The sequence below is a fragment of the Marinococcus sp. LNHM3E3-2.2 genome (assembly GCF_056034385.1).
Map to the genome: position 1 here is coordinate 341,623 of NZ_JBQLIC010000002.1, position 18,985 is coordinate 360,607.

The following is an 18,985-nucleotide window of genomic DNA, read 5'->3' on the forward strand; positions in this document are numbered from 1 at the left end:
AATAAATGGAGGATGGTCATGAGCCTGGAAGAAAAAGAGAGGAAGCTGCAGCAGCTCACAGCCAGGGAAGCGCTTCTTGGTGTTGCTATTGCTGTGGGCCATTTTATTTGGTGGTTTGGTTTTGCATATGGGCTTGGGGGCAGAGAGCCTCAGAATTATCAATACATACTGGGTATGCCTGACTGGCTTTTTTACAGCTGCGTACTCGGACCGGTGCTTTTACTCGTTACTCTTTGGTTTGTCGTAAAGTTCGTCCTCCGCGATATTCCTCTTGATCAGGAGGAAGACCGATGAATATAGAAGTGATTGTACCATTAGTCGTTTTTTTACTTTTTACGTTTGCGATCGGTATCTGGTCGGCTAAAAAAAGGTCGGGTGCCGCTTCTTTTCTTCATGACTACTATTTAGGAAGCCGTGAGCTTGGAGGACTGGTGCTGGCCATGACAATGGTTGCGACGTACGGCAGTGCGAGCAGCTTCGTTGGAGGTCCCGGCATTGCATACGACCGCGGGCTTGGCTGGGTGCTGTTATCCATGTCGCAGGTGGTTACCGGCTATTTCACGCTGATGATCCTCGGGAAGCGGTTTGCCGTCATGGCCCGCCGGTACCGGGCTGTCACACTGGTGGATTTTCTCCGCTCCCGCTACAATAACGGGCTGGTTGTCATTTTGGGAGCATTCAGCATTGTAATCTTTTTATTTTCCGCTATGGCCGCCCAGTGGGTAGGTGGAGCGAGACTGATCGAATCGGTTACCGGCATGAGCTATCAGGCGTCCCTGTTTCTGTTTGCAGCAGCGGTGCTGTTTTATGTAATCATCGGAGGCTTCCGGGCAGTGGTGGTGACAGATGCGGTACAGGGCATTATTATGGTCGTCGGTACGCTGATTATTTTTACCGCTACACTGATAGCCGGGGGCGGCATGAACAACATCATGACCTCCCTTTATCAGGAAAACCCAAACCTCGTTACACCGTTTGGCGCAGACGGGGATTTAACCGCCCTCTATGTATCGTCATTCTGGATTTTAGTCGGTGTGGGAGTGGTTGGCTTGCCCCAGGTGGCAGTACGGGCGATGTCATATAAAAGCTCGGCTGCTATGCACCGTGCGCTTCTTATCGGAACGGCAGTGGTTGCTTTTATGATGTTTGGAATGCATATGGCCGGTGTGATGGGCCGCGTCGTCGTCCCGGGCATTGAAGTTGCCGATACCGTTATGCCGGAGCTGACGATGAGCGTTCTTCCCGGATGGCTGGCCGGTATCGTGCTGGCAGCACCCATGGCGGCTATCATGAGCACCGTGGATTCTCTGCTTCTGATGATCAGCTCCTCAGTAGTCAAAGACGTATACATTAACTATATCAGGCCGGACGCTTCGGAAAACAAAATACGCCTGCTGAGTCTGATTGTTACAGCAGCAGTCGGCATTATCGTGGTAGCTATTTCGTGGAGCCCGCCGGAGTTTTTAATCTGGCTGAATCTGTTTGCCTTTGGAGGGCTGGAAGCCGCGTTTATCTGGCCAATCGTTTTAGGGCTGTATTGGAAAAAGGCAAATGGATGGGGAGCGCTTGCAGCGATGATCACCGGTATCGCGTCGTACATGATTATTTCAATCTGGCTCCCGGGGTGGCTCGGTATGCACGAAGTAGCCATGCCTGTTCTATTTTCGCTTGCAGCGTTTGTGCTCGTGTCTCTTGTTACAAGCCGGCAGCAGAACGAATGGAGGCCCCTGGAAAACAATTAGGCAGGTGGCCGGTAAATTCTATCAGTAAGAATTGAATAATAATTATGGAATTTTCCTTCGAAATATGTTTATAATTTTAGGTATGAATTTTCGTAGCGATGAAGCGATTAATATAAAGGAATCAGCATAAGGGCATGTTCGTGAAAAGGAGCGATGAAGCTGTGAAAATAAACGAGTTGAGCGAAGAAAAAGTAAGGGAAATGTCTTCGATGGAGCTGGCGTATATGATCCTCGAAGAAGAGGGCGGAGCATCAGGCTATACGAGAGTTATGGACCGTCTGACGGAATTAAAAGGGTACACAGAAGAGGAAAGAAAAAGCCGGATGATCAAATTGTTTACATCCATGAATCTGGATGGACGGTTTGTGCATCTGGGCGAAAACCACTGGGGTCTTCGCGGATGGTATCCTCTCGATCAGTCAGATGAAGAGCTGAGCCATACAGTACAGGGTTCCGATGAGCTTGCTGAAGAGATTGATCCGGAGGAAGAAACGTATGACGACGACCTTGTGGATATCTCTGATGACCTGGACGCCATCTCTAAAAAAGACGATGCCGATGAAGACACGTTTGATGATAACGATCTTGAAGGCTTTGAGCCGGGTAACTCGGGACCAGGCTTCGACGAAGATGAAGAAGATGAGGAAGAAGACAGTGGAAGCGACAATACAGAGGAAAGTGAAGAGGAGAACCGTTAATTTTATCTTGGTGAAATCTTGACTTTCGAAACTCGTATAGGTACAATCATTTTTGGGCTGTGACGTAAAGGTGAAAATGATACCTATATAAGCATGAACGACAAACAAAAGTGTGCCCCCTCCATATGGTGGCAGGGCGCCACTTTTGTTTTTTTTATGAACAAAGAAAAGCGAAGGAAGCCTGTTTAGCGGTATGGGCCCTGGAAGAACTATTTTAAAGAACATTTATATAAAGAGAGGCAGATAGGTATATGGCGAGTAAATATATTTTCGTTACTGGCGGCGTTGTATCTTCGTTAGGTAAAGGCATTACAGCAGCTTCCCTCGGAAGACTGCTTAAAAACAGAGGACTTAGTGTTACTATCCAAAAGTTTGACCCATATATCAACGTGGACCCGGGAACGATGAGCCCGTATCAGCACGGGGAAGTTTTCGTTACAGACGACGGAGCGGAAACAGACCTGGATCTCGGACACTATGAACGCTTTATCGATATCAACCTCAGCAAAAACAGCAATGTTACGACCGGAAAAGTATACTCCTCCGTTATTCGCAAAGAAAGGCGCGGCGACTATCTCGGCGGCACTGTACAGGTTATTCCGCACGTCACAAATGAAATCAAGGAACGGGTGTACCGTGCAGGAAGAGAAACAGGAGCCGATGTAGTAATTACAGAAATCGGCGGTACGGTCGGCGATATTGAAAGCCTGCCGTTTCTTGAAGCCATTCGTCAGATCAAAAGCGATGTCGGACGCGACAACGTAATGTACGTACACTGTACGTTAATTCCATACTTATCCGCAGCAGGAGAAATGAAATCCAAACCGACGCAGCACAGCGTCAAAGAGCTGCGCGGCATCGGGATACAGCCGAACGTCATTGTACTCCGGACAGAAAAGCCGGTACCAGAAAACATGAAGGAAAAAATTGCTTCGTTCTGCGACGTTCCTTCAGAGTCTGTTATTGAAGCAGGGGATGCAGAAGTGTTGTACCAGATCCCGCTTGAACTGCAGCGCCAGCATATGGATCAGATCGTCTGCGATCACCTGAAGCTGACAGCGCCACCGGCAGAAATGACGGAATGGACAGCGCTCGTCGACCGGGTGAAAAACTTAAGCAAAACGGTACGTATTGCCCTGGTGGGAAAATATGTAGCGCTTCCGGATGCGTATCTTTCAGTAGCAGAGTCGCTGAAGCACGCCGGCTATCACTTTGATGCAGACATCGAAATCGACTGGGTGCAGTCGGAGGATCTGGATAAAAATAATGTAGCGGAGCGTCTGAAGAATGCCGATGGCATTCTTGTGCCTGGAGGATTCGGCGACCGGGGTATCCAGGGCAAGATTGAAGCGATCACCTATGCACGTGAACAGAAAATTCCGTTTCTCGGAATTTGTCTTGGCATGCAGCTTGCAAGCGTGGAATTTGCAAGAAACGTGGCGGGCATAGAAGATGCGGGCTCGGCAGAATTTCATCCTGACGCCAAAAACGCAGTAATCGATCTGCTTCCGGAGCAGAAGGATGTAGAAGATCTTGGCGGAACGCTCCGGCTCGGTCTTTACCCTTGTAAGCTAAAAGAAGGCTCCCGGGCAAAGGAAGCTTACGATGAGGCAGAGATCGTCTATGAACGTCACCGCCACCGCTATGAATTCAGCAATGCGTACAGAGAGCAGCTCGAAAACCACGGATTTATTTTCAGCGGTACGAGCCCGGACGGACGTCTGGCAGAAATTATTGAAGTAGCAGACCATCCTTACTTTGTTGCTTCGCAGTTTCACCCGGAATTTGTTTCCCGTCCGACCCGCCCGCAGCCTTTATTCCGCGAATTTATCCGTTACTCCGCAGGGGAATAAATAAAAGTAAGCCTGGATGGTGTCTACGCCATCCAGGCTTCTTTTGTGCAGAATACTTCTGCTTTATTCGAGTTCATCCGATAATTCTTTAATATATAAATATAAAAGCTGACCGGCGAAGAAAGCCGATAAAGCAAATGGGTCCCCGTAGCGCTCTCCCTTTTCATCCGGAATGACCGGTTCGGCCGAGGGTGCTGTAATATGGCAGTTTAACGGCCCGAGCAGTTCATTTATCCGGGCGTCGTCCTGCGTGTAAATAATTAAAGGTGTTTCGCTGTTTTGGCATGTCTGGATAAACGAAAGCATCTCCTCGTGTTCGTCGGGGTGAATGATTAAAAGCAAACGGTCGACCTCGGACAGGGCTTCGGTCTCGGGAGAAGGTATAATGGCCGTTGTTCCTTCCGGGGCGTCCGGTTGAGCAGCAAGCGCCAGGGCAATGGAATGAGCGGACGGAGATCCCGCGACCCATAGCCTGCCCAGTCCCCTGACAGCCTGGACAGCCAGACGCGCTGCGTCTTCAAACTCTTCTTCCTGGTCCATGATGCTTTGAAATTTACCCTGAAGCTGGGTGGAAAAAATTTTCATGAAAATCCTCTTTTCTGCTGTGAAATTAATGGATGGCTGAAACATACGTGGTCATAAATCTCATAGTAATATATACTGCAGGGAGAAGAAAGTAGAGAAGGAGGAATTCATGCAATGGAACGGGTGTTAATTGTAGATGATCAAATGGGAATCCGGCTTCTCTTAAAAGAGGTACTCGAAGAAGAGGGGTACACCGTCAAAGAAGCACATAACGGCGAGCTTGCTTTACATATGGTGGAAGAATGGACGCCGGAAATTTTTATCATCGATATGAAACTCCCGGGGATCGACGGGCTTACCTTGCTTAAAGAGCTTCAAAGCGCCTCCCGCCTCGAAGACGCCTATGTGATTATAATGACTGCCTTTGGTGAAAAGGAACAGGTGGAAGCGGCCAGACAGAACGGAGCGGATTACTATATCGCCAAGCCGTTTGACATTGAAAACTTAAAGAGCGTCATCGGCAAACTTTCGCAAGAAGGGTGACAACTGGCCTCGATATGCTATAATGAAAAAAGAATTTGAGTAAGATCTACATAGCATAGTCGGTCTGTTTTCAAGCGGAAGTATCTGACAGTGAAGACGCCCTGATCATATTATTATTACGCTTTAATACACACTACCCGATGCAGCCTGAATAAAAGCTGCAGATGCTTTCGTGCGCTTAAATATATTTACTATGTATGGAAGCTGCTCAAACATTTTGCTTGAAACGAAGAGGGAGGATATTTTTTATGCCATTGGTATCAATGACGGAAATGCTGAAAACAGCACAAAAAAATCAGTATGCCGTAGGACAATTCAACTTGAACAACATGGAATTCACCCAGGCCATTCTTCAGGCGGCTGAAGAAGAAAAATCTCCAGTAATCTGCGGTGTTTCTGAAGGCGCAGCCCGTTACATGGGTGGCTTCGAAACAGTCGTTACTCTGGTAAAAGCGTTGATGAAAGAATACAACGTAACAGTACCTGTAGCCATTCATCTCGACCACGGTTCGAGCTTTGAAAACTGCATGAAGGCAATGAAAGCAGGGTTTACTTCTGTAATGATCGACGGATCCCACCATCCGCTTGAATACAACATTGAAATGACTAAGCGCGTTGTAGACGCTGCACACGCGATCGGCGTATCTGTAGAAGCCGAGCTCGGCCGTGTAGGCGGACAGGAAGACGACCTAGTCGTTTCTGAAGCGGAAGAAGCTTACGCTATTCCTGCAGAATGTAAAGAGCTTGTAGAGCAGACTGGTGTTGACTGCTTTGCAGCAGCGCTTGGTTCTGTGCACGGTCCATACAAAGGCGAGCCGAACCTCAGCTTTACCCGTATGGAAGAAATCCAGCAGCTCGTGGACGTTCCGTTCGTTCTGCACGGCGGTACAGGCATTCCAACAGAAGACGTGAAAAAAGCGATCCGTTACGGTCACGCAAAAGTGAACGTAAACACGGAAAGCCAGATGTCTTCTGCGGCGAAAGTACGAGAAGTGCTGGCAGAGCAGCCGAACCAGTATGATCCTCGTAAATACCTCGGCCCGGCACGCGATGCCGTCAAAGAAACAGTGAAGTTCAAAATGCAGGAATTTGGTTCTTCCAACCAGGCGTAATTAATGAGTATGAAGCGAAGAAAAGGGGGCCCGTTACCGGGCCGCCTCTTTCTCCGCCTTACTTTCTTCTTCTCATAGTAAAATGATTTGCAAGCGTTTGCTTGAACTGGATAAAGAGTACTAAATAATAGGAGGGAACATGCATGAAGTTTTTTGTAGATACAGCGAATGTTGATGAAATCAGAGAGGCGAATGACCTCGGGATTCTCGCCGGCGTCACCACGAATCCAAGTCTCGTCGCCAAAGAAGGCGTCGACTTTCATGAACGGTTAAAAGAGATTACGGCTATCGTCGACGGTTCTGTCAGTGCCGAAGTCATTTCGACTGAAGCAGAAGGCATGATCACGGAAGGCCGGGAGCTCGCAAAAATCGCTCCGAATATTACGGTTAAAGTTCCAATGACACTCGAAGGCATGAAAGCCGTAAAGGTCTTTACAGAAGAAAACATTCAGACAAATGTTACGCTCGTCTTTTCTTCCGTACAGGCGTTAATTGCGGCAAGGGCAGGAGCAACATACGTCTCCCCATTCCTTGGACGTCTGGACGATATCGGCCACAATGGCCTGGACCTGATCAGTGAAATTTCCGAGATCTTTAACGTTCACGGCATTGAAACGAAAATCATTGCTGCATCCGTGCGCCACTCTACTCACGTGGCAGAAGCAGCGGCCCGCGGCGCCCATATTGCGACCATTCCATTTAAGGTCGTTCCCGGCCTTCTGAAGCATCCGCTTACAGATCAGGGAATCGAAAAATTCCTGAGCGACTGGGAAAATCGCAAGCAGTAAAATAAAACAGCACAGGCTTCTGCAGGGTTTCTGCAGAAGCTTTTTTTGTATGAAAATTCAGCCAAATTCTCTTGCTAATAAGTGGAAAAACATCTATGCTGAAAAAAGAAAACACTTTTAACGATTAGTAGGACACAAATAGTATAAAAAGAAGAGTTCCTGCCCGGATCCGGACCCGGGCTTCAGCTTTTACATGCCGTCCATACAGACTGGCTGAGGATGCTGGATAATGACTATAGAGGATGATTGCATGCAGAAAATGATTATTGAAGGCGGCAGGCCGCTTGAAGGACAGGTATCGGTCAGCGGAGCGAAAAACAGTGCAGTGGCGCTTGTTCCGGCAGCGTTGATGGCAAATGGCCATGTGACTCTTGAGAACCTTCCCGACATTCACGACATCGACACGCTGGCTGAAATTTTGCAGGACGCTGGAGCGAATGTAAAAACAGAAAATCACCGAATGAAAATCAATGCAAAGAATGTTCGTCCGATACCGATGCCAAACGGCAAAGTAAAGAAGCTGCGTGCTTCCTACTATCTGATGGGGGCGATGCTCGGCCGGTTTAAAAAAGCGGTTATCGGCATGCCGGGCGGCTGCTATCTTGGCCCGCGGCCGATTGATCAGCATATCAAAGGCTTCGAAGCTCTCGGTGCCACGGTCGAAAATGAACACGGCTCGCTCCATATTCACGCTAAAGAGCTGACAGGCGCCCGCATTTATCTGGATGTGGTGAGCGTCGGGGCGACGATTAACATTATGATGGCGGCAGTCATGGCTAAAGGCCGGACAGTCATCGAAAACGCCGCGAAGGAACCGGAAATTATCGACGTAGCCACGCTTTTGACAAATATGGGAGCAAATATTAAAGGTGCGGGAACAAACGTTATCCGGATTGACGGTGTAGAAGAACTGAACGGATGCACTCATTCGATTATCCCTGACCGGATCGAGGCGGGCACCTATATGATTGCCAGTGCGGCTATGGGCAGTGAAGTAGTAATAGACAACGTCATTCCGGATCACCTCGAAGCGTTAACGGCCAAGCTCCGGGAAACAGGAACAGGTGTTGAATGGTATGACAATTCGGTCCGGATCACCGGGGCGGACCGGCTGCAGGCCGTGCAGTTAAAAACCCTCGTTTATCCCGGATTCCCTACTGATCTGCAGCAGCCGTTCACAGCGCTTATGACAAGAGCAGAAGGAAAAACGATTGTTCACGACACCATCTATCCGTCCCGGTTCAAGCATGTGGATGAACTATCGCGCATGGGAGCGGACGTGACTACCGGTGAAGGCACTGCGATTGTGCGGGGGCCGGCGCAGCTTCAGGGAGCACAGGTGGCAGCAAGCGACCTGAGAGCCGGAGCTGCCCTGATTGTAGCCGGGCTGATGGCTGAAGGCCGTACCGTTATTACCGGGTTTGAGCATGTGGCCCGGGGCTATGAAAAAATTGAGCACAAATTGCGTTATTTGGGCGCTGACATTCGTTTAGAGACTATCAGCGAACAGGAAATGCAGGAAATTCAAAATTCTTAAGCTTGGGGGAGTATAACAATGGAAAGAAGTCTATCGATGGAGTTAGTACGAGTGACCGAAGCAGCGGCGTTATCGTCTGCACGCTGGATGGGCCGTGGAAAAAAGGATGAGGCCGACGATGCGGCTACAAGCGCAATGCGCGATGTGTTTGACACGATCCCGATGAAAGGGACTGTGGTCATTGGCGAAGGGGAAATGGATGAAGCCCCGATGCTCTACATTGGGGAAAAGCTCGGGACCGGTTTCGGCCCGAGAGTCGATGTGGCGGTAGATCCGCTTGAAGGTACAGAAATCGTCGCCAGCGGCTCCTGGAACGCTCTCGCGGTGCTTGCCATTGCTGACCATGGAAGGCTTCTCCATGCTCCGGATATGTATATGGATAAAATTGCGGTAGGGCCTGAAGCGATCGGGACAATTGATATCGATGCGCCGGTCGCAGACAACCTGCACGCCGTAGCAAAGGCGAAAGGCAAGGATATCGAAGACGTTGTTGTCACTATTTTAGACAGAGAGCGCCATGCTAAACTGATTCAGGACGTCCGCGACACCGGGGCCCGCATCAAGCTGATTCCTGCCGGGGATGTGGCCGGTGCGATTAATACCGCCTTTGATGAAACAGGCGTGGATATACTGCTCGGCTCCGGAGGAGCTCCGGAGGGCGTTATCGCCGCTGTCGGACTTAAATGTCTGGGCGGGGAAATGCAGGGCAAGCTCCTTCCGCAGAACGACGATGAACTGGCCCGGTGCACAGAAATGGGTATTGACGACGTCAACCGCCCGCTTCTTATGTCGGATCTGGTCGGCGGGGAGGACTGCATCTTTGCCGCTACCGGTGTGACAGAGGGTGAGCTGCTGAAGGGCGTGAATTTTAAAAGCTCCAAAGCCACGACCCAGTCTCTTGTCATGAGGGCGAAATCAGGCACGGTCCGCTTTGTTGACGGCAAGCACAACGTGCAGAAAAAGCCGGATTTTGTTATCAGGGACGAATAGAACGGGCAGAGGGCAGGGATACCTGTCCTTTTCTCATTTTATACCGGAAGCGTTCCGTGCTGATAATTTCACTTGCAGACAGAGGCGTTCAAAGTTAAAATAATGAAGTACTATCCGTATTCGTAAAACGTTTACTGCCATTCAACAGTTCTCCTCTCCTTTATGCAGAGCATCCGTTCCTTTTCTTATCTTCCAATTATCCCAATACTTTTTGCCGGAAAGTCATAACGGAAATAAAAAAGGCAGCTTACATTCACAAAGTGTAAGTGTTTCTTCACGTTGACGGAACTAATATACATGATTATTTTTTTACATTCATAATAGAAAAAGAAAGTGGTGACCGCATTGGCAGTCAACATCGCAGAGCTCGAAACAATGACGCTGAAAGAATTGTACCGGCTCGCCAAAGAATACAAGGTATCGTATTACAGCAAATTAAACAAACGGGAACTTGTCTTTGCGATCTTAAAAGGACAGGCGGAAAAAGATGGCCTGATGTTTATGGAAGGCGTGCTTGAAATTATTCAGACAGAAGGCTACGGTTTTCTGCGCCCGATTAACTATCTGCCGAGCACGGAGGACATTTATATCTCTGCCTCGCAGATCCGCCGTTTTGACCTGAGAAATGGGGATAAGGTTTCCGGAAAGGTACGTCCGCCAAAGGATTCGGAGCGGTACCACGGTCTGCTGCAGGTGGAAGCAGTCAACGGGGAGGACCCGGACTCTTCGAAAGAGCGCCCGCATTTTCCGGCTCTGACACCGCTGTATCCGGACGAGCGCATGCAGATGGAAACTCATCCCAATCGCGCCTCTTCACGGATTATCGACCTGATTACCCCGGTAGGCTTCGGTCAGCGCGGACTCATTGTGGCTCCGCCAAAAGCCGGAAAGACGTCGCTTTTGAAAGAAGTCGCCAACAGTATTACTGAAAACCATCCGGAAACCGAGCTGATCGTGCTGCTTGTGGACGAACGTCCGGAAGAGGTTACAGACATCGAGCGTTCTGTAGACGGAGACGTAGCCAGCTCTACATTCGATGAGGTGCCTGAAAACCACATTAAAGTTTCTGAGCTTGTTCTTGAACGGGCGATGCGGCTTGTGGAGCACAAAAAGGATGTCGTCATTCTGCTCGACAGCATCACCCGTCTTGCACGGGCATATAACCTGGTGCTGCCGCCAAGCGGCCGGACGCTTTCCGGTGGTATTGACCCGGCAGCCCTTCACCGTCCGAAGCGCTTCTTCGGGGCGGCCCGTAATATTGAAGAAGGCGGAAGCCTGACCATCCTGGCAACGGCCCTTGTAGAAACCGGGTCGCGGATGGACGATGTGATTTATGAGGAATTTAAAGGCACAGGAAACATGGAGCTCCACCTCGACCGCCGTCTGGCCGAGCGCCGTATTTTCCCATCGATCGATATCCGCCGCTCGAGTACCCGGAAAGAAGAACTGCTCGTTTCTAAAGAGCATCTGGATAATTTATGGGCGATCCGCAAGACGATGAACGATTCCCCGGATTTCGTAGATCACTTTATCCGGCGCATTAAGCAGACCAAAACGAACGAAGAATTTTTTGAGGAGCTTCAAAAAGACAAGCAGGGAAAAGTAACGACCGGAAAGAAATAAACGAAATGAACGATTGATAAATTTCGGGGAAGTTGTTATAATCTCGTTATGTGTGAAAAAGAGAAGAATCGAAAGGAAGTGACCAGCTATGAAACAACAAGTGCATCCGGAATATCATAAAGTTGTATTTATGGATACAAGTACGGGATTCAAGTTTTTGAGCGGTTCGACAGAAAGCTCGTCTGAAACTATCGAATGGGAAGACGGAAACACGTACCCAGTAATCAAAATTGAGGTAAGCTCCGACTCCCACCCGTTCTACACCGGCAAGCAGAAGCAGAACACTGCCGGCGGCCGTGTGGACAAGTTCAAAAGAAAATACAACCGCTAAGCACAAAGGTTGGGTAAAGGCGGAAGCTGCGGCTTCCGCCTTTTTTATATCACGAGCACGAACCGAAACCGATAAGCAGGGGAGAAAAATATGGCGCAGTTATTTTTTAAATACGGAACAATGAACAGCGGCAAGTCCATCGAAATTTTAAAGGTGGCCCATAACTATGAAGAGCAGAACAAGCCAGTGCTCATCTTCACCTCCGGTCTGGATGACCGGCGCGGAGTCGGATTTGTAGCAAGCAGAATCGGAGTGGAGCGCGAGGCTGTGCCTGTGTTTGAAGAGACAAACATTTACGATATCGTTCGTCAGGAAGAAGAGCGCCCGTTCTGCATCCTCGTGGATGAGGCACAGTTTCTGTCCCAGGAGCATATCATTCAGCTCGCGGAAATTGTTGATAATCTTAATATTCCGGTGATGAGCTTCGGCCTGAAAAACGATTTTCAAAATGAACTGTTTGAAGGCAGCAAACACCTGCTGCTCTACGCGGATAAAATCGAGGAAATGAAGACCATCTGCTGGTTCTGTCATAAAAAAGCAGTCATGAATTTAAGACTCGACGGTAAGGGCCGGCCGATTTATACGGGCGATCAGATCCATATTGGCGGCAATGATTCCTACTATCCGGTATGCCGGAGATGCCATGCCAATCCGCCCATCGCCCTTTAAACAAAAAATAAGCCAGCCGGAGCAGTGCCGGCTGGCTTTATCTATTGCAGGGGCACAGTCACTTCGCCCGCCGGATCACCTGCTGGAGTGGATCCCACACTTTGTTGTACGGCGGAGCGTAGCTCAGGTCCAGATCCTCAAAATCAGTTACGGTCATACGGTGGAAGAGGGCGGTCGCCAGAACATCGAGTCGTTTATCTGTGCCGTCACCGCCGATCAGCTGGCCGCCGAGGATAATGCCTGTGTCCGGGCAGTACGTGACTTTAATATGAAGCTTACTATTTCCCGGGAAATAGCCGGCATGGCTCGAGGTAGTAAGCATCTCACTGCGGTAAGGAAAGCGCATGTCAGCAGCCTCCGCTTCGGAGATGCCGGTTTTCCCAAGCGTCAGGCTGAAAAAGCGGAGAATGGAGGTGCCGGTTACTCCTTTAAAGGACTTTACGCTTCCGGCCATGTTTAGGCCGGCGACCCGCCCCTGCTTGTTGGCATGCGTGCCGAGCGGAAGATAATCGTCGATCTCTTTGATCCTATGGAACTGGGTGGCACAGTCGCCGGCAGCATAAATGCCGGGAATGTTCGTTTCCATGTAGCGGTTCACCTGAAGGGCCCCGTTCGCTTGCCGGAACAGGCCGCATTTGGACACCATTTCTGTATTCGGGCGCAGTCCGACGCCGGCAATCATCGCATCGGTATCGATCACCCGGCGATCGGTATGAACGGCTTCCACCCGGGTTCTCCCCGAAAGATGCTGAATGTTTTCCTCAAACAGCAGCTCAATGCCGTTCGCTTCCGCTTCCTCAGCGATATAGGCTGCCATATCCGGATCGAATATGCCGGCAAGCTGATCGCCGCGCTGCAAAAGCGTCACTTTCTTTTCGGCGTGAATACAGTTCTCTGCCACTTCAAGGCCGATATAGCCTCCGCCCACGACAGTGACGTGGTTGACGTGCGCAAGATCTGCTTTGATCGTTTCGGCATCCGGAATCGTTTTTAGCGTATGAACACCTTCAAGCTCCCGTCCCGGCCAGTCCGGCAGAAGCGGGCGCCCGCCGGAAGCAATCAGAAGCTTATCGTACGTAACCTGAAACGGCTTGCCGGTGCCGGTATGTATACCGGTCACTTCTCTTTTATCCGCATCGACGCTGGTCACCTCATGGTTCACCCGGGCATCGATGCCGTACTTTTCCCGGAATGTATCGACGTCGCGGGCGATTAAATTCGCGCTGTCATCGACTTCACCTCCGAGTATGTAAGGGAGACCGCACTGGGCGTAGGAATAAATCTCTCCTGCTTCGAGCGTAATAATTTCTGCATTTTCGTCCTGCCGGTAGATCTGCATAGCTGCACTCATGCCGGCAGCATCTCCGCCAATAATAACGTATTTCATCGTTTTTCCCCCTTCTGCTGAAACAATAGGCATTTACAGGGCGGTTTCCCCGCTCCTGCGCTGATCAAACGAAATTTCTGGATGCGGTGGTATTTTGACGCCCCTATGCCCCTGTATTATAATTAGTATACTGTAAAGGAGAATGAGAAGCGTGTAAAACGTAACGAAATACATTCCAGCCGGATAAAATTTAAAAAATAGAGGTGAACGGTGTGTTAGAGCGACTACAGACGGTAGAAGACCGTTATGAATATTTAAACGAACAGCTGAGCGATCCGGAAATCGCAAACGATCCGAATAAAATTAAGGAGCTGTCCAAGGAGCAGGCACAGATGCAGCGGACAGTGGAGGTTTACCGGGAGTATAAAGAAGCCCGGCAGCAGCTTGATGAAGCGAAATCGATGCTTGAAGACGAGCTCGATGCAGAAATGAAAGACATGGTAAAATCGGAAGTCGAAGAGTTGAGCGAGCGTATTGAAAACCAGGAGGAAGAGCTCCGGAGACTTCTTCTTCCAAAGGATCCAAACGATGATAAAAACGTTATTATTGAAATACGCGGAGCCGCGGGCGGGGAAGAAGCGGCGCTGTTTGCCGCTGATTTATACAAAATGTACTCCCGTTATGCAGAGAAGCAGGGATGGAAAGCAGAAGTTGTGGAATCGAACGCGAGTGAGCTCGGCGGCTACCGGGAAATCATTTTTATGATTAACGGCGATTCGGCATATTCGAAAATGAAATATGAAAACGGGGCCCACCGGGTTCAGCGGGTGCCAAGCACGGAATCAGGCGGACGCGTGCATACATCCACAGCTACCGTAGCTGTCCTTCCGGAAGCCGAGGAAGTGGAGGTGGACATTCACGATAAGGATATCCGCGTTGACACGTTTGCAGCGAGCGGGCCCGGCGGCCAGAGTGTAAACACGACTATGTCGGCGGTGCGGCTGACCCACGTGCCGACAGGCATTGTCGCTTCCTGTCAGGACGGAAAATCCCAGATTAAAAACAAAGAAAAAGCAATGACGATTCTTCGTGCCCGGGTGTATGACAAATTCCAGCAGGAAGCCCAGGCGGAGTACGATGAAAACCGGAAATCAGCGGTAGGAACCGGGGACCGTTCCGAGCGGATCCGAACGTACAATTTTCCACAGACGCGCGTAACCGACCACCGTATCGGCCTGACGCTGCAAAAGCTGGACCAGATTCTCCAGGGAGAGCTTGACCAGATTATCGAGCCGCTAGTAATGGAAGAACAGGCCGAGCTGATGGAAAAAGCAGGCGAAGCGTAATGAAAGAAGAACTACTTGTATTTGAAGCCCGGAGATGGGCTTCTTCTTTTTTGAGTGAGCACGGAAGAGAAGAGACGGCAGCCGACTGGCTTCTGGAGCATCATCTGAAGCTTTCCCGGACCCAGCTGCTGACCGCTGCGAGAGAGCCGGTGCCGTTACAGGCATGGGAGCATTTTCAGCAGGACGTGCGTCTTCACGCAGCCGGGACGCCGGTGCAGCATTTAACCGGCAGCAGCTTTTTTTACGAGCGCGAGTTTCACGTCAATCCGGATGTGCTGATTCCCCGGATGGAAACCGAGGAGCTCGTCTGGCACGTGATCGACTGGGTGCAAAAAAACAATGAGCTGAATGCTCCGAGAATTGTCGACGTTGGCACAGGCAGCGGCATCATCGCAGTTACGATCGCGCTGGAGCTTTCGGCGGCACAGGTGCAGGCCGTTGACATTGACACCCGGGCGCTTGAAACGGCTAAACGAAACGCAGAACGGCTGCAGGCGCCGGTCACCTTTCATCAGGAATCGTTTCTTGAAGGCATGGCCGCCCGGAAAGAACAGGCGGACGTTATTGTATCCAATCCTCCCTACATTCCAAAGGAGGAATGGGAGCAGCTCGACCCGCTTGTCCGGGACCAGGAGCCTGCGGTTGCTTTAATTGGTAAAGGAAAAGAAGGAATCCACAGCTATGAAGAAATTATCAAATATGCTGCCGAAGTTTTGGCTCCGGGCGGGCTGCTTGCCTTTGAAATCGGCTGGCAGCAGGGGAAAGCAGTGATGGAGGCAGCTGAAAAAGTGTTTCCGGGAAAAAGGATCCAGGTAATTAAAGACTTGAATGGGAACGACCGAATCGTTACAGTTGTGAATAAGTAAGAAAGTTATCCACTATTTGTGGATAACAAAAGACAAATACCTCCATATATGTGGAAAACATTAAATTTTCGTAAATAATGTGAAATAAAAGACTGAATTAACAGCATAAATTAAAGTTATCCACAGAAAATAAGCTCCTGTTAACAATGTGAAAAACCTAAATTAATGTAAAATAAACCCTGTTGTTAAGGCATTTTAAATTTTTGGAAGGAACGAAAGCTGAATGAGTTATAAACAGACGGTTATAAAAAATGTGGATAAAATAAATGAAGCATCGGCGGAAAACTCTGTACTAAAGGAGATGGGGCTGTGGATAAAGCAGGGGAAAACAGTGGCTCTCCCGACGGAAACGGTTTACGGTCTAGGGGCAAGCGCATTGTCTACGGATGCTGTCCGGGCAATTTTTGAAGCTAAAAACCGTCCGCCCGACAATCCGCTGATTGCCCATATTGCTGACCGTGCTCAGCTCCCTGCGCTCGGGGTTACATGGACAGAGAGCATGGAAAAGCTGATGGACGCATTCTGGCCCGGTCCATTGACGCTCATATTCCCATTGACGGAAGCAACCCCTCTGTCGCCTCTTGTAACGGCAGGGTTATCCACAGTAGCTGTACGGATTCCGGAGCACGAGGTGGCAAAGGCAGTATTGGCACACGCAGGTGTGCCGGTCGCAGCGCCGAGTGCCAACCGGTCCGGATCCCCGAGCCCGACCACGGCGGAGCACGTCTACAGTGACCTGCACGGGAAAATTGATGCGGTGATTGATGGCGGCCCGTGTGGATACGGAGTGGAGTCCACCGTCGTGGACTGTACGTCAGAAGTATGCTGGATTCTGCGTCCGGGAGGAGTTACTAAAGAGCAGATCGAGCAGGTGCTCGGCCCGGACACAGTCCGCTATTCGCAAAGTGCTCCTTCAGAGGAAGCACCTGCAGCACCGGGGATGAAATACCGTCACTATTCGCCGGCGACATCCCTCTATTTAATGAAAGGGCCGGAGGAAGCATGGCAGGAAAAGCTCCGGGCCTGCCAGGAGGAAGGAAAGAAGGTAGCGGTGCTTGCTGTGGAAGAGAAAAAATCAGCGTGGATGCAGGCGGATGCTTTTCTTAGTTTAGGCTCGAGCCGGGTGCCCGAAGAAACGGCAGCAAAATTGTACGCTGTTCTTCGTGAATTAGATACAATGGAGGTGGACGCTGCTTTCTGTGAAGTTTTTTCAAAAGAAGGGATTGGGACCGCACTCATGAACCGTCTGGAAAAAGCAGCATCTTCAGAACAATGAAAACTTCTGCAAGGAGTCGATGACGATGAGTTATCACGTATTGTTTATTTGTACAGGGAACACGTGCCGGAGTCCGATGGCTGCTGCGCTGATGAAGCACCATTATCCGGAGGTGGAGGTGGCTTCAGCCGGTGTAATGGCTACAAATGGAGAGCCGGCAGCAACAGAAGCCGTCCGGACGATGGATGAAAGACAGGTGGAGATGGATCATGAATCCCAGCCGCTCACAAAGGAATTAATCGACTGGGCGGACGTTATCTTTGCAATGACCCAGGGGCATAAAGATATTATGCAGCGGATGTTTCCGGGTACGGAAACGAAAACGGTGCTCTTAAAGGAATATGCCCAAAGCGATGGGGATAAGGATATTGGAGACCCTATCGGCGGAGGCCGGAAGGTATATCACGAAACGGCAGAGGAAATGGAAGAAGCGCTTCAGGCAGCATGGGAGCGGTACAGGAAAGAAAAGTCGCTGGACTGAGCCTGGAGATTTACAGGCGGATGGATACGTGAGAGACTGAAAACAGTACAATCAAACGGAGGAGAGGTTGACATGAAAGTAGCATTGGGTGCCGATCACGGCGGATATGAATTAAAAGAGGAAATTAAAGCTGTACTGGATGAAGCAGGGGTGGAATACGAAGACCTGGGCTGTGACTGCAGTGATTCTGTGGACTACCCGGACTATGCGGTTCCGGTGGCTGAAAAAGTAACGGCCGGCGAAGTGGACCGGGGGATTCTTGTCTGCGGTACGGGCATCGGCATGTCGATTGCTGCGAATAAAGTTAACGGCATCCGCTGCGCGCTGGTCCATGACGTATTCAGTGCAAAGATGACCCGGGCGCATAACGACAGTAATGTACTGGCGATGGGCGCTAGAGTTATTGGATCCGGCCTTGCCGGCGAAATTGTCAAAGCTTGGATCAGCACGGAGCACGTGGGGGGCCGTCACGCCGACCGTATTCAAAAAGTATCAGCTATTGAAGAATAAGGAACGAAGAAAGGATGAGTTGTCATGGTGAACAAAGCAGAATGGCAGCAGCCTTTACGGGAATTGTTAGCTTCATTAAAGGAACAGGCATCACTCCGCAGCGGCCAGGTGCTTGTGATTGGCACGAGCACCAGTGAAGTGCTCGGCGAGCATATCGGTAAGGCAGGATCTGAGGAAGTCGCCGAAGCGCTGTTTGATGTCTTTCAGGAGTTCCGGGAAGAAACCGGTGTACATCTTGCGTTTCAGGGATGTGAGCATATTAATCGTGCGCTTACGGTGGAAAGGGAGACGGCAGAGGCTTACGGTCTCGAAGCTGTAAGCGTGGTGCCCCACCCGAGAGCAGGCGGTTCGATGAGCTCGTATGCGTATAAACACATGAGCGAGCCGGTTGTCATCGAAGCAGTAAAAGCAGATGCAGGCATTGATATCGGATCCACCCTGATCGGTATGCATTTGAAGCCGGTGGCGGTTCCGGTACGCGGCCCGCAGAAGCAGATTGGTTCTGCCTATGTAACGATGGCAAAAACACGGCCCAAGCTGATCGGCGGGGAGCGTGCCCGCTACGAATAGTCTCCGGAAAAAGAATCGCATGCTGCGGTTCTTTTTTCTTCAGATGCAGAAAGGAAATAAAGAAATTCGAAAAAATTTCGTAAGGTACGGAATTTCCTAAAAAATACGTGTTACAATGAAAAACATAGTAACATGGAGAGAAAAATAACGAATGAAATATTCGCGGAAAAGATAATCGTTCGTTATTGTACCGAAAGG

Annotated in this window: 20 protein-coding genes; 18 read left to right on the plus strand and 2 right to left on the minus strand. The window is 50.0% G+C overall.

The genetic code is table 11. The features are described from left to right. Window positions 1-18 precede the first annotated feature (18 nt). The 4 genes from ACTRXF_RS04285 (at window position 19) to ACTRXF_RS04300 (ending at window position 4,293) form a co-directional block, all read left to right on the plus strand. Entirely contained in the window at window positions 19-294 is a 276-nt protein-coding gene (locus ACTRXF_RS04285; protein ID WP_474277980.1) for a YhdT family protein, read from the plus strand. Next, window positions 291-1,742 carry a sodium/pantothenate symporter gene (panF, locus tag ACTRXF_RS04290; protein WP_474277982.1) on the plus strand — a complete coding sequence of 484 codons (1,452 nt, stop codon included), beginning with the start codon at window positions 291-293 and terminating at the stop codon, window positions 1,740-1,742. Before ACTRXF_RS04285 ends, panF begins: the two co-directional genes overlap by 4 nt. A 161-nt stretch (window positions 1,743-1,903) precedes the next feature. Next, window positions 1,904-2,440 carry a DNA-directed RNA polymerase subunit delta gene (gene rpoE, locus ACTRXF_RS04295; protein WP_474262366.1) on the plus strand — a complete coding sequence of 179 codons (537 nt, stop codon included), beginning with the start codon at window positions 1,904-1,906 and terminating at the stop codon, window positions 2,438-2,440. 251 nt (window positions 2,441-2,691) lie between these two features. Next, the gene (locus tag ACTRXF_RS04300; protein ID WP_474262365.1) at window positions 2,692-4,293 is read left to right on the plus strand and encodes a CTP synthase; all 1,602 of its coding nucleotides are present in this window, start codon (window positions 2,692-2,694) and stop codon (window positions 4,291-4,293) included. A gap of 63 nt (window positions 4,294-4,356) precedes the next feature. Here ACTRXF_RS04300 and ACTRXF_RS04305 read toward each other — a convergent pair whose 3' ends face one another. Then, window positions 4,357-4,878 carry a DUF2529 family protein gene (locus tag ACTRXF_RS04305; protein ID WP_474262364.1) on the minus strand — a complete coding sequence of 174 codons (522 nt, stop codon included), beginning with the start codon at window positions 4,876-4,878 and terminating at the stop codon, window positions 4,357-4,359. Between the two features lie 114 nt (window positions 4,879-4,992). Here ACTRXF_RS04305 and ACTRXF_RS04310 point away from each other — a divergent pair, with 114 nt between their 5' ends. The 8 genes from ACTRXF_RS04310 to ACTRXF_RS04345 all read left to right on the plus strand — a co-directional run bounded on the left by ACTRXF_RS04310 (window position 4,993) and on the right by ACTRXF_RS04345 (window position 12,411). Beyond that, complete coding sequence (locus ACTRXF_RS04310) at window positions 4,993-5,361, plus strand: response regulator (protein ID WP_474262363.1); 369 nt, start codon at window positions 4,993-4,995, stop codon at window positions 5,359-5,361. Window positions 5,362-5,609: 248 nt separating this feature from the next. After that, the gene (fba, locus tag ACTRXF_RS04315) at window positions 5,610-6,473 is read left to right on the plus strand and encodes a class II fructose-1,6-bisphosphate aldolase (protein WP_319632668.1); all 864 of its coding nucleotides are present in this window, start codon (window positions 5,610-5,612) and stop codon (window positions 6,471-6,473) included. Window positions 6,474-6,616: 143 nt separating this feature from the next. Beyond that, window positions 6,617-7,261 carry a fructose-6-phosphate aldolase gene (gene fsa / locus ACTRXF_RS04320; protein ID WP_091613202.1) on the plus strand — a complete coding sequence of 215 codons (645 nt, stop codon included), beginning with the start codon at window positions 6,617-6,619 and terminating at the stop codon, window positions 7,259-7,261. Window positions 7,262-7,511: 250 nt separating this feature from the next. Beyond that, on the plus strand, window positions 7,512-8,798 hold the full coding sequence (locus ACTRXF_RS04325; RefSeq protein ID WP_474262427.1) for a UDP-N-acetylglucosamine 1-carboxyvinyltransferase: 1,287 nt from the start codon (window positions 7,512-7,514) through the stop codon (window positions 8,796-8,798). Window positions 8,799-8,816: 18 nt separating this feature from the next. Further along, window positions 8,817-9,788 (plus strand): class II fructose-bisphosphatase, encoded by a 972-nt coding sequence (gene glpX / locus ACTRXF_RS04330; protein WP_322525559.1) that lies wholly within the window; start codon window positions 8,817-8,819, stop codon window positions 9,786-9,788. 345 nt (window positions 9,789-10,133) lie between these two features. Next, window positions 10,134-11,411 (plus strand): transcription termination factor Rho, encoded by a 1,278-nt coding sequence (gene rho, locus ACTRXF_RS04335; RefSeq protein WP_322525560.1) that lies wholly within the window; start codon window positions 10,134-10,136, stop codon window positions 11,409-11,411. Window positions 11,412-11,499: 88 nt separating this feature from the next. After that, entirely contained in the window at window positions 11,500-11,742 is a 243-nt protein-coding gene (locus ACTRXF_RS04340; RefSeq protein WP_022794589.1) for a type B 50S ribosomal protein L31, read from the plus strand. A gap of 90 nt (window positions 11,743-11,832) precedes the next feature. Then, window positions 11,833-12,411, plus strand: a complete 579-nt coding sequence (locus ACTRXF_RS04345; RefSeq protein WP_474262362.1) for a thymidine kinase — start codon at window positions 11,833-11,835, stop codon at window positions 12,409-12,411. 58 nt (window positions 12,412-12,469) lie between these two features. Here the strand turns inward: ACTRXF_RS04345 and ACTRXF_RS04350 are convergent, their stop codons facing one another. Continuing rightward, window positions 12,470-13,798, minus strand: a complete 1,329-nt coding sequence (locus tag ACTRXF_RS04350; protein WP_474277984.1) for an FAD-dependent oxidoreductase — start codon at window positions 13,796-13,798, stop codon at window positions 12,470-12,472. 212 nt (window positions 13,799-14,010) lie between these two features. Between ACTRXF_RS04350 and prfA the strand changes: the two genes are divergently transcribed. The 6 genes from prfA to ACTRXF_RS04380 all read left to right on the plus strand — a co-directional run bounded on the left by prfA (window position 14,011) and on the right by ACTRXF_RS04380 (window position 18,787). After that, window positions 14,011-15,084, plus strand: a complete 1,074-nt coding sequence (gene prfA / locus ACTRXF_RS04355; protein WP_322525642.1) for a peptide chain release factor 1 — start codon at window positions 14,011-14,013, stop codon at window positions 15,082-15,084. Then, on the plus strand, window positions 15,084-15,950 hold the full coding sequence (gene prmC / locus ACTRXF_RS04360; protein WP_474277986.1) for a peptide chain release factor N(5)-glutamine methyltransferase: 867 nt from the start codon (window positions 15,084-15,086) through the stop codon (window positions 15,948-15,950). The genes prfA and prmC overlap by 1 nt, the downstream gene beginning before the upstream one ends. Window positions 15,951-16,173: 223 nt before the next feature. Beyond that, on the plus strand, window positions 16,174-17,226 hold the full coding sequence (locus tag ACTRXF_RS04365; protein WP_474277988.1) for an L-threonylcarbamoyladenylate synthase: 1,053 nt from the start codon (window positions 16,174-16,176) through the stop codon (window positions 17,224-17,226). Between the two features lie 25 nt (window positions 17,227-17,251). Continuing rightward, entirely contained in the window at window positions 17,252-17,707 is a 456-nt protein-coding gene (locus ACTRXF_RS04370) for a low molecular weight protein arginine phosphatase (protein ID WP_474277990.1), read from the plus strand. Window positions 17,708-17,779: 72 nt separating this feature from the next. Then, window positions 17,780-18,217 carry a ribose 5-phosphate isomerase B gene (gene rpiB / locus ACTRXF_RS04375; protein WP_474262356.1) on the plus strand — a complete coding sequence of 146 codons (438 nt, stop codon included), beginning with the start codon at window positions 17,780-17,782 and terminating at the stop codon, window positions 18,215-18,217. Window positions 18,218-18,241: 24 nt separating this feature from the next. Continuing rightward, window positions 18,242-18,787 carry a TIGR01440 family protein gene (locus tag ACTRXF_RS04380; protein ID WP_474277992.1) on the plus strand — a complete coding sequence of 182 codons (546 nt, stop codon included), beginning with the start codon at window positions 18,242-18,244 and terminating at the stop codon, window positions 18,785-18,787. The last annotated feature ends 198 nt before the right edge of the window (window positions 18,788-18,985 follow it).

Excerpts from the sequence above, each read along its gene's own strand:
- ACTRXF_RS04340 (WP_022794589.1), top strand. The coding sequence starts at position 11,500 with ATGAAACAACAAGTGCATCCGGAATATCATAAAGTTGTATTTATGGAT.
- rpiB (WP_474262356.1), top strand. The coding sequence starts at position 17,780 with ATGAAAGTAGCATTGGGTGCCGATCACGGCGGATATGAATTAAAAGAG.
- prmC (WP_474277986.1), top strand. The coding sequence starts at position 15,084 with ATGAAAGAAGAACTACTTGTATTTGAAGCCCGGAGATGGGCTTCTTCT.
- fsa (WP_091613202.1), top strand. The coding sequence starts at position 6,617 with ATGAAGTTTTTTGTAGATACAGCGAATGTTGATGAAATCAGAGAGGCG.
- glpX (WP_322525559.1), top strand. The coding sequence starts at position 8,817 with ATGGAAAGAAGTCTATCGATGGAGTTAGTACGAGTGACCGAAGCAGCG.
- ACTRXF_RS04325 (WP_474262427.1), top strand. The coding sequence starts at position 7,512 with ATGCAGAAAATGATTATTGAAGGCGGCAGGCCGCTTGAAGGACAGGTA.
- ACTRXF_RS04350 (WP_474277984.1), bottom strand. The coding sequence starts at position 13,798 with ATGAAATACGTTATTATTGGCGGAGATGCTGCCGGCATGAGTGCAGCT.
- ACTRXF_RS04370 (WP_474277990.1), top strand. The coding sequence starts at position 17,252 with ATGAGTTATCACGTATTGTTTATTTGTACAGGGAACACGTGCCGGAGT.
- panF (WP_474277982.1), top strand. The coding sequence starts at position 291 with ATGAATATAGAAGTGATTGTACCATTAGTCGTTTTTTTACTTTTTACG.
- ACTRXF_RS04310 (WP_474262363.1), top strand. The coding sequence starts at position 4,993 with ATGGAACGGGTGTTAATTGTAGATGATCAAATGGGAATCCGGCTTCTC.
- ACTRXF_RS04365 (WP_474277988.1), top strand. The coding sequence starts at position 16,174 with ATGAGTTATAAACAGACGGTTATAAAAAATGTGGATAAAATAAATGAA.
- ACTRXF_RS04345 (WP_474262362.1), top strand. The coding sequence starts at position 11,833 with ATGGCGCAGTTATTTTTTAAATACGGAACAATGAACAGCGGCAAGTCC.
- ACTRXF_RS04300 (WP_474262365.1), top strand. The coding sequence starts at position 2,692 with ATGGCGAGTAAATATATTTTCGTTACTGGCGGCGTTGTATCTTCGTTA.
- ACTRXF_RS04380 (WP_474277992.1), top strand. The coding sequence starts at position 18,242 with ATGGTGAACAAAGCAGAATGGCAGCAGCCTTTACGGGAATTGTTAGCT.
- fba (WP_319632668.1), top strand. The coding sequence starts at position 5,610 with ATGCCATTGGTATCAATGACGGAAATGCTGAAAACAGCACAAAAAAAT.
- ACTRXF_RS04285 (WP_474277980.1), top strand. The coding sequence starts at position 19 with ATGAGCCTGGAAGAAAAAGAGAGGAAGCTGCAGCAGCTCACAGCCAGG.
- ACTRXF_RS04305 (WP_474262364.1), bottom strand. The coding sequence starts at position 4,878 with ATGAAAATTTTTTCCACCCAGCTTCAGGGTAAATTTCAAAGCATCATG.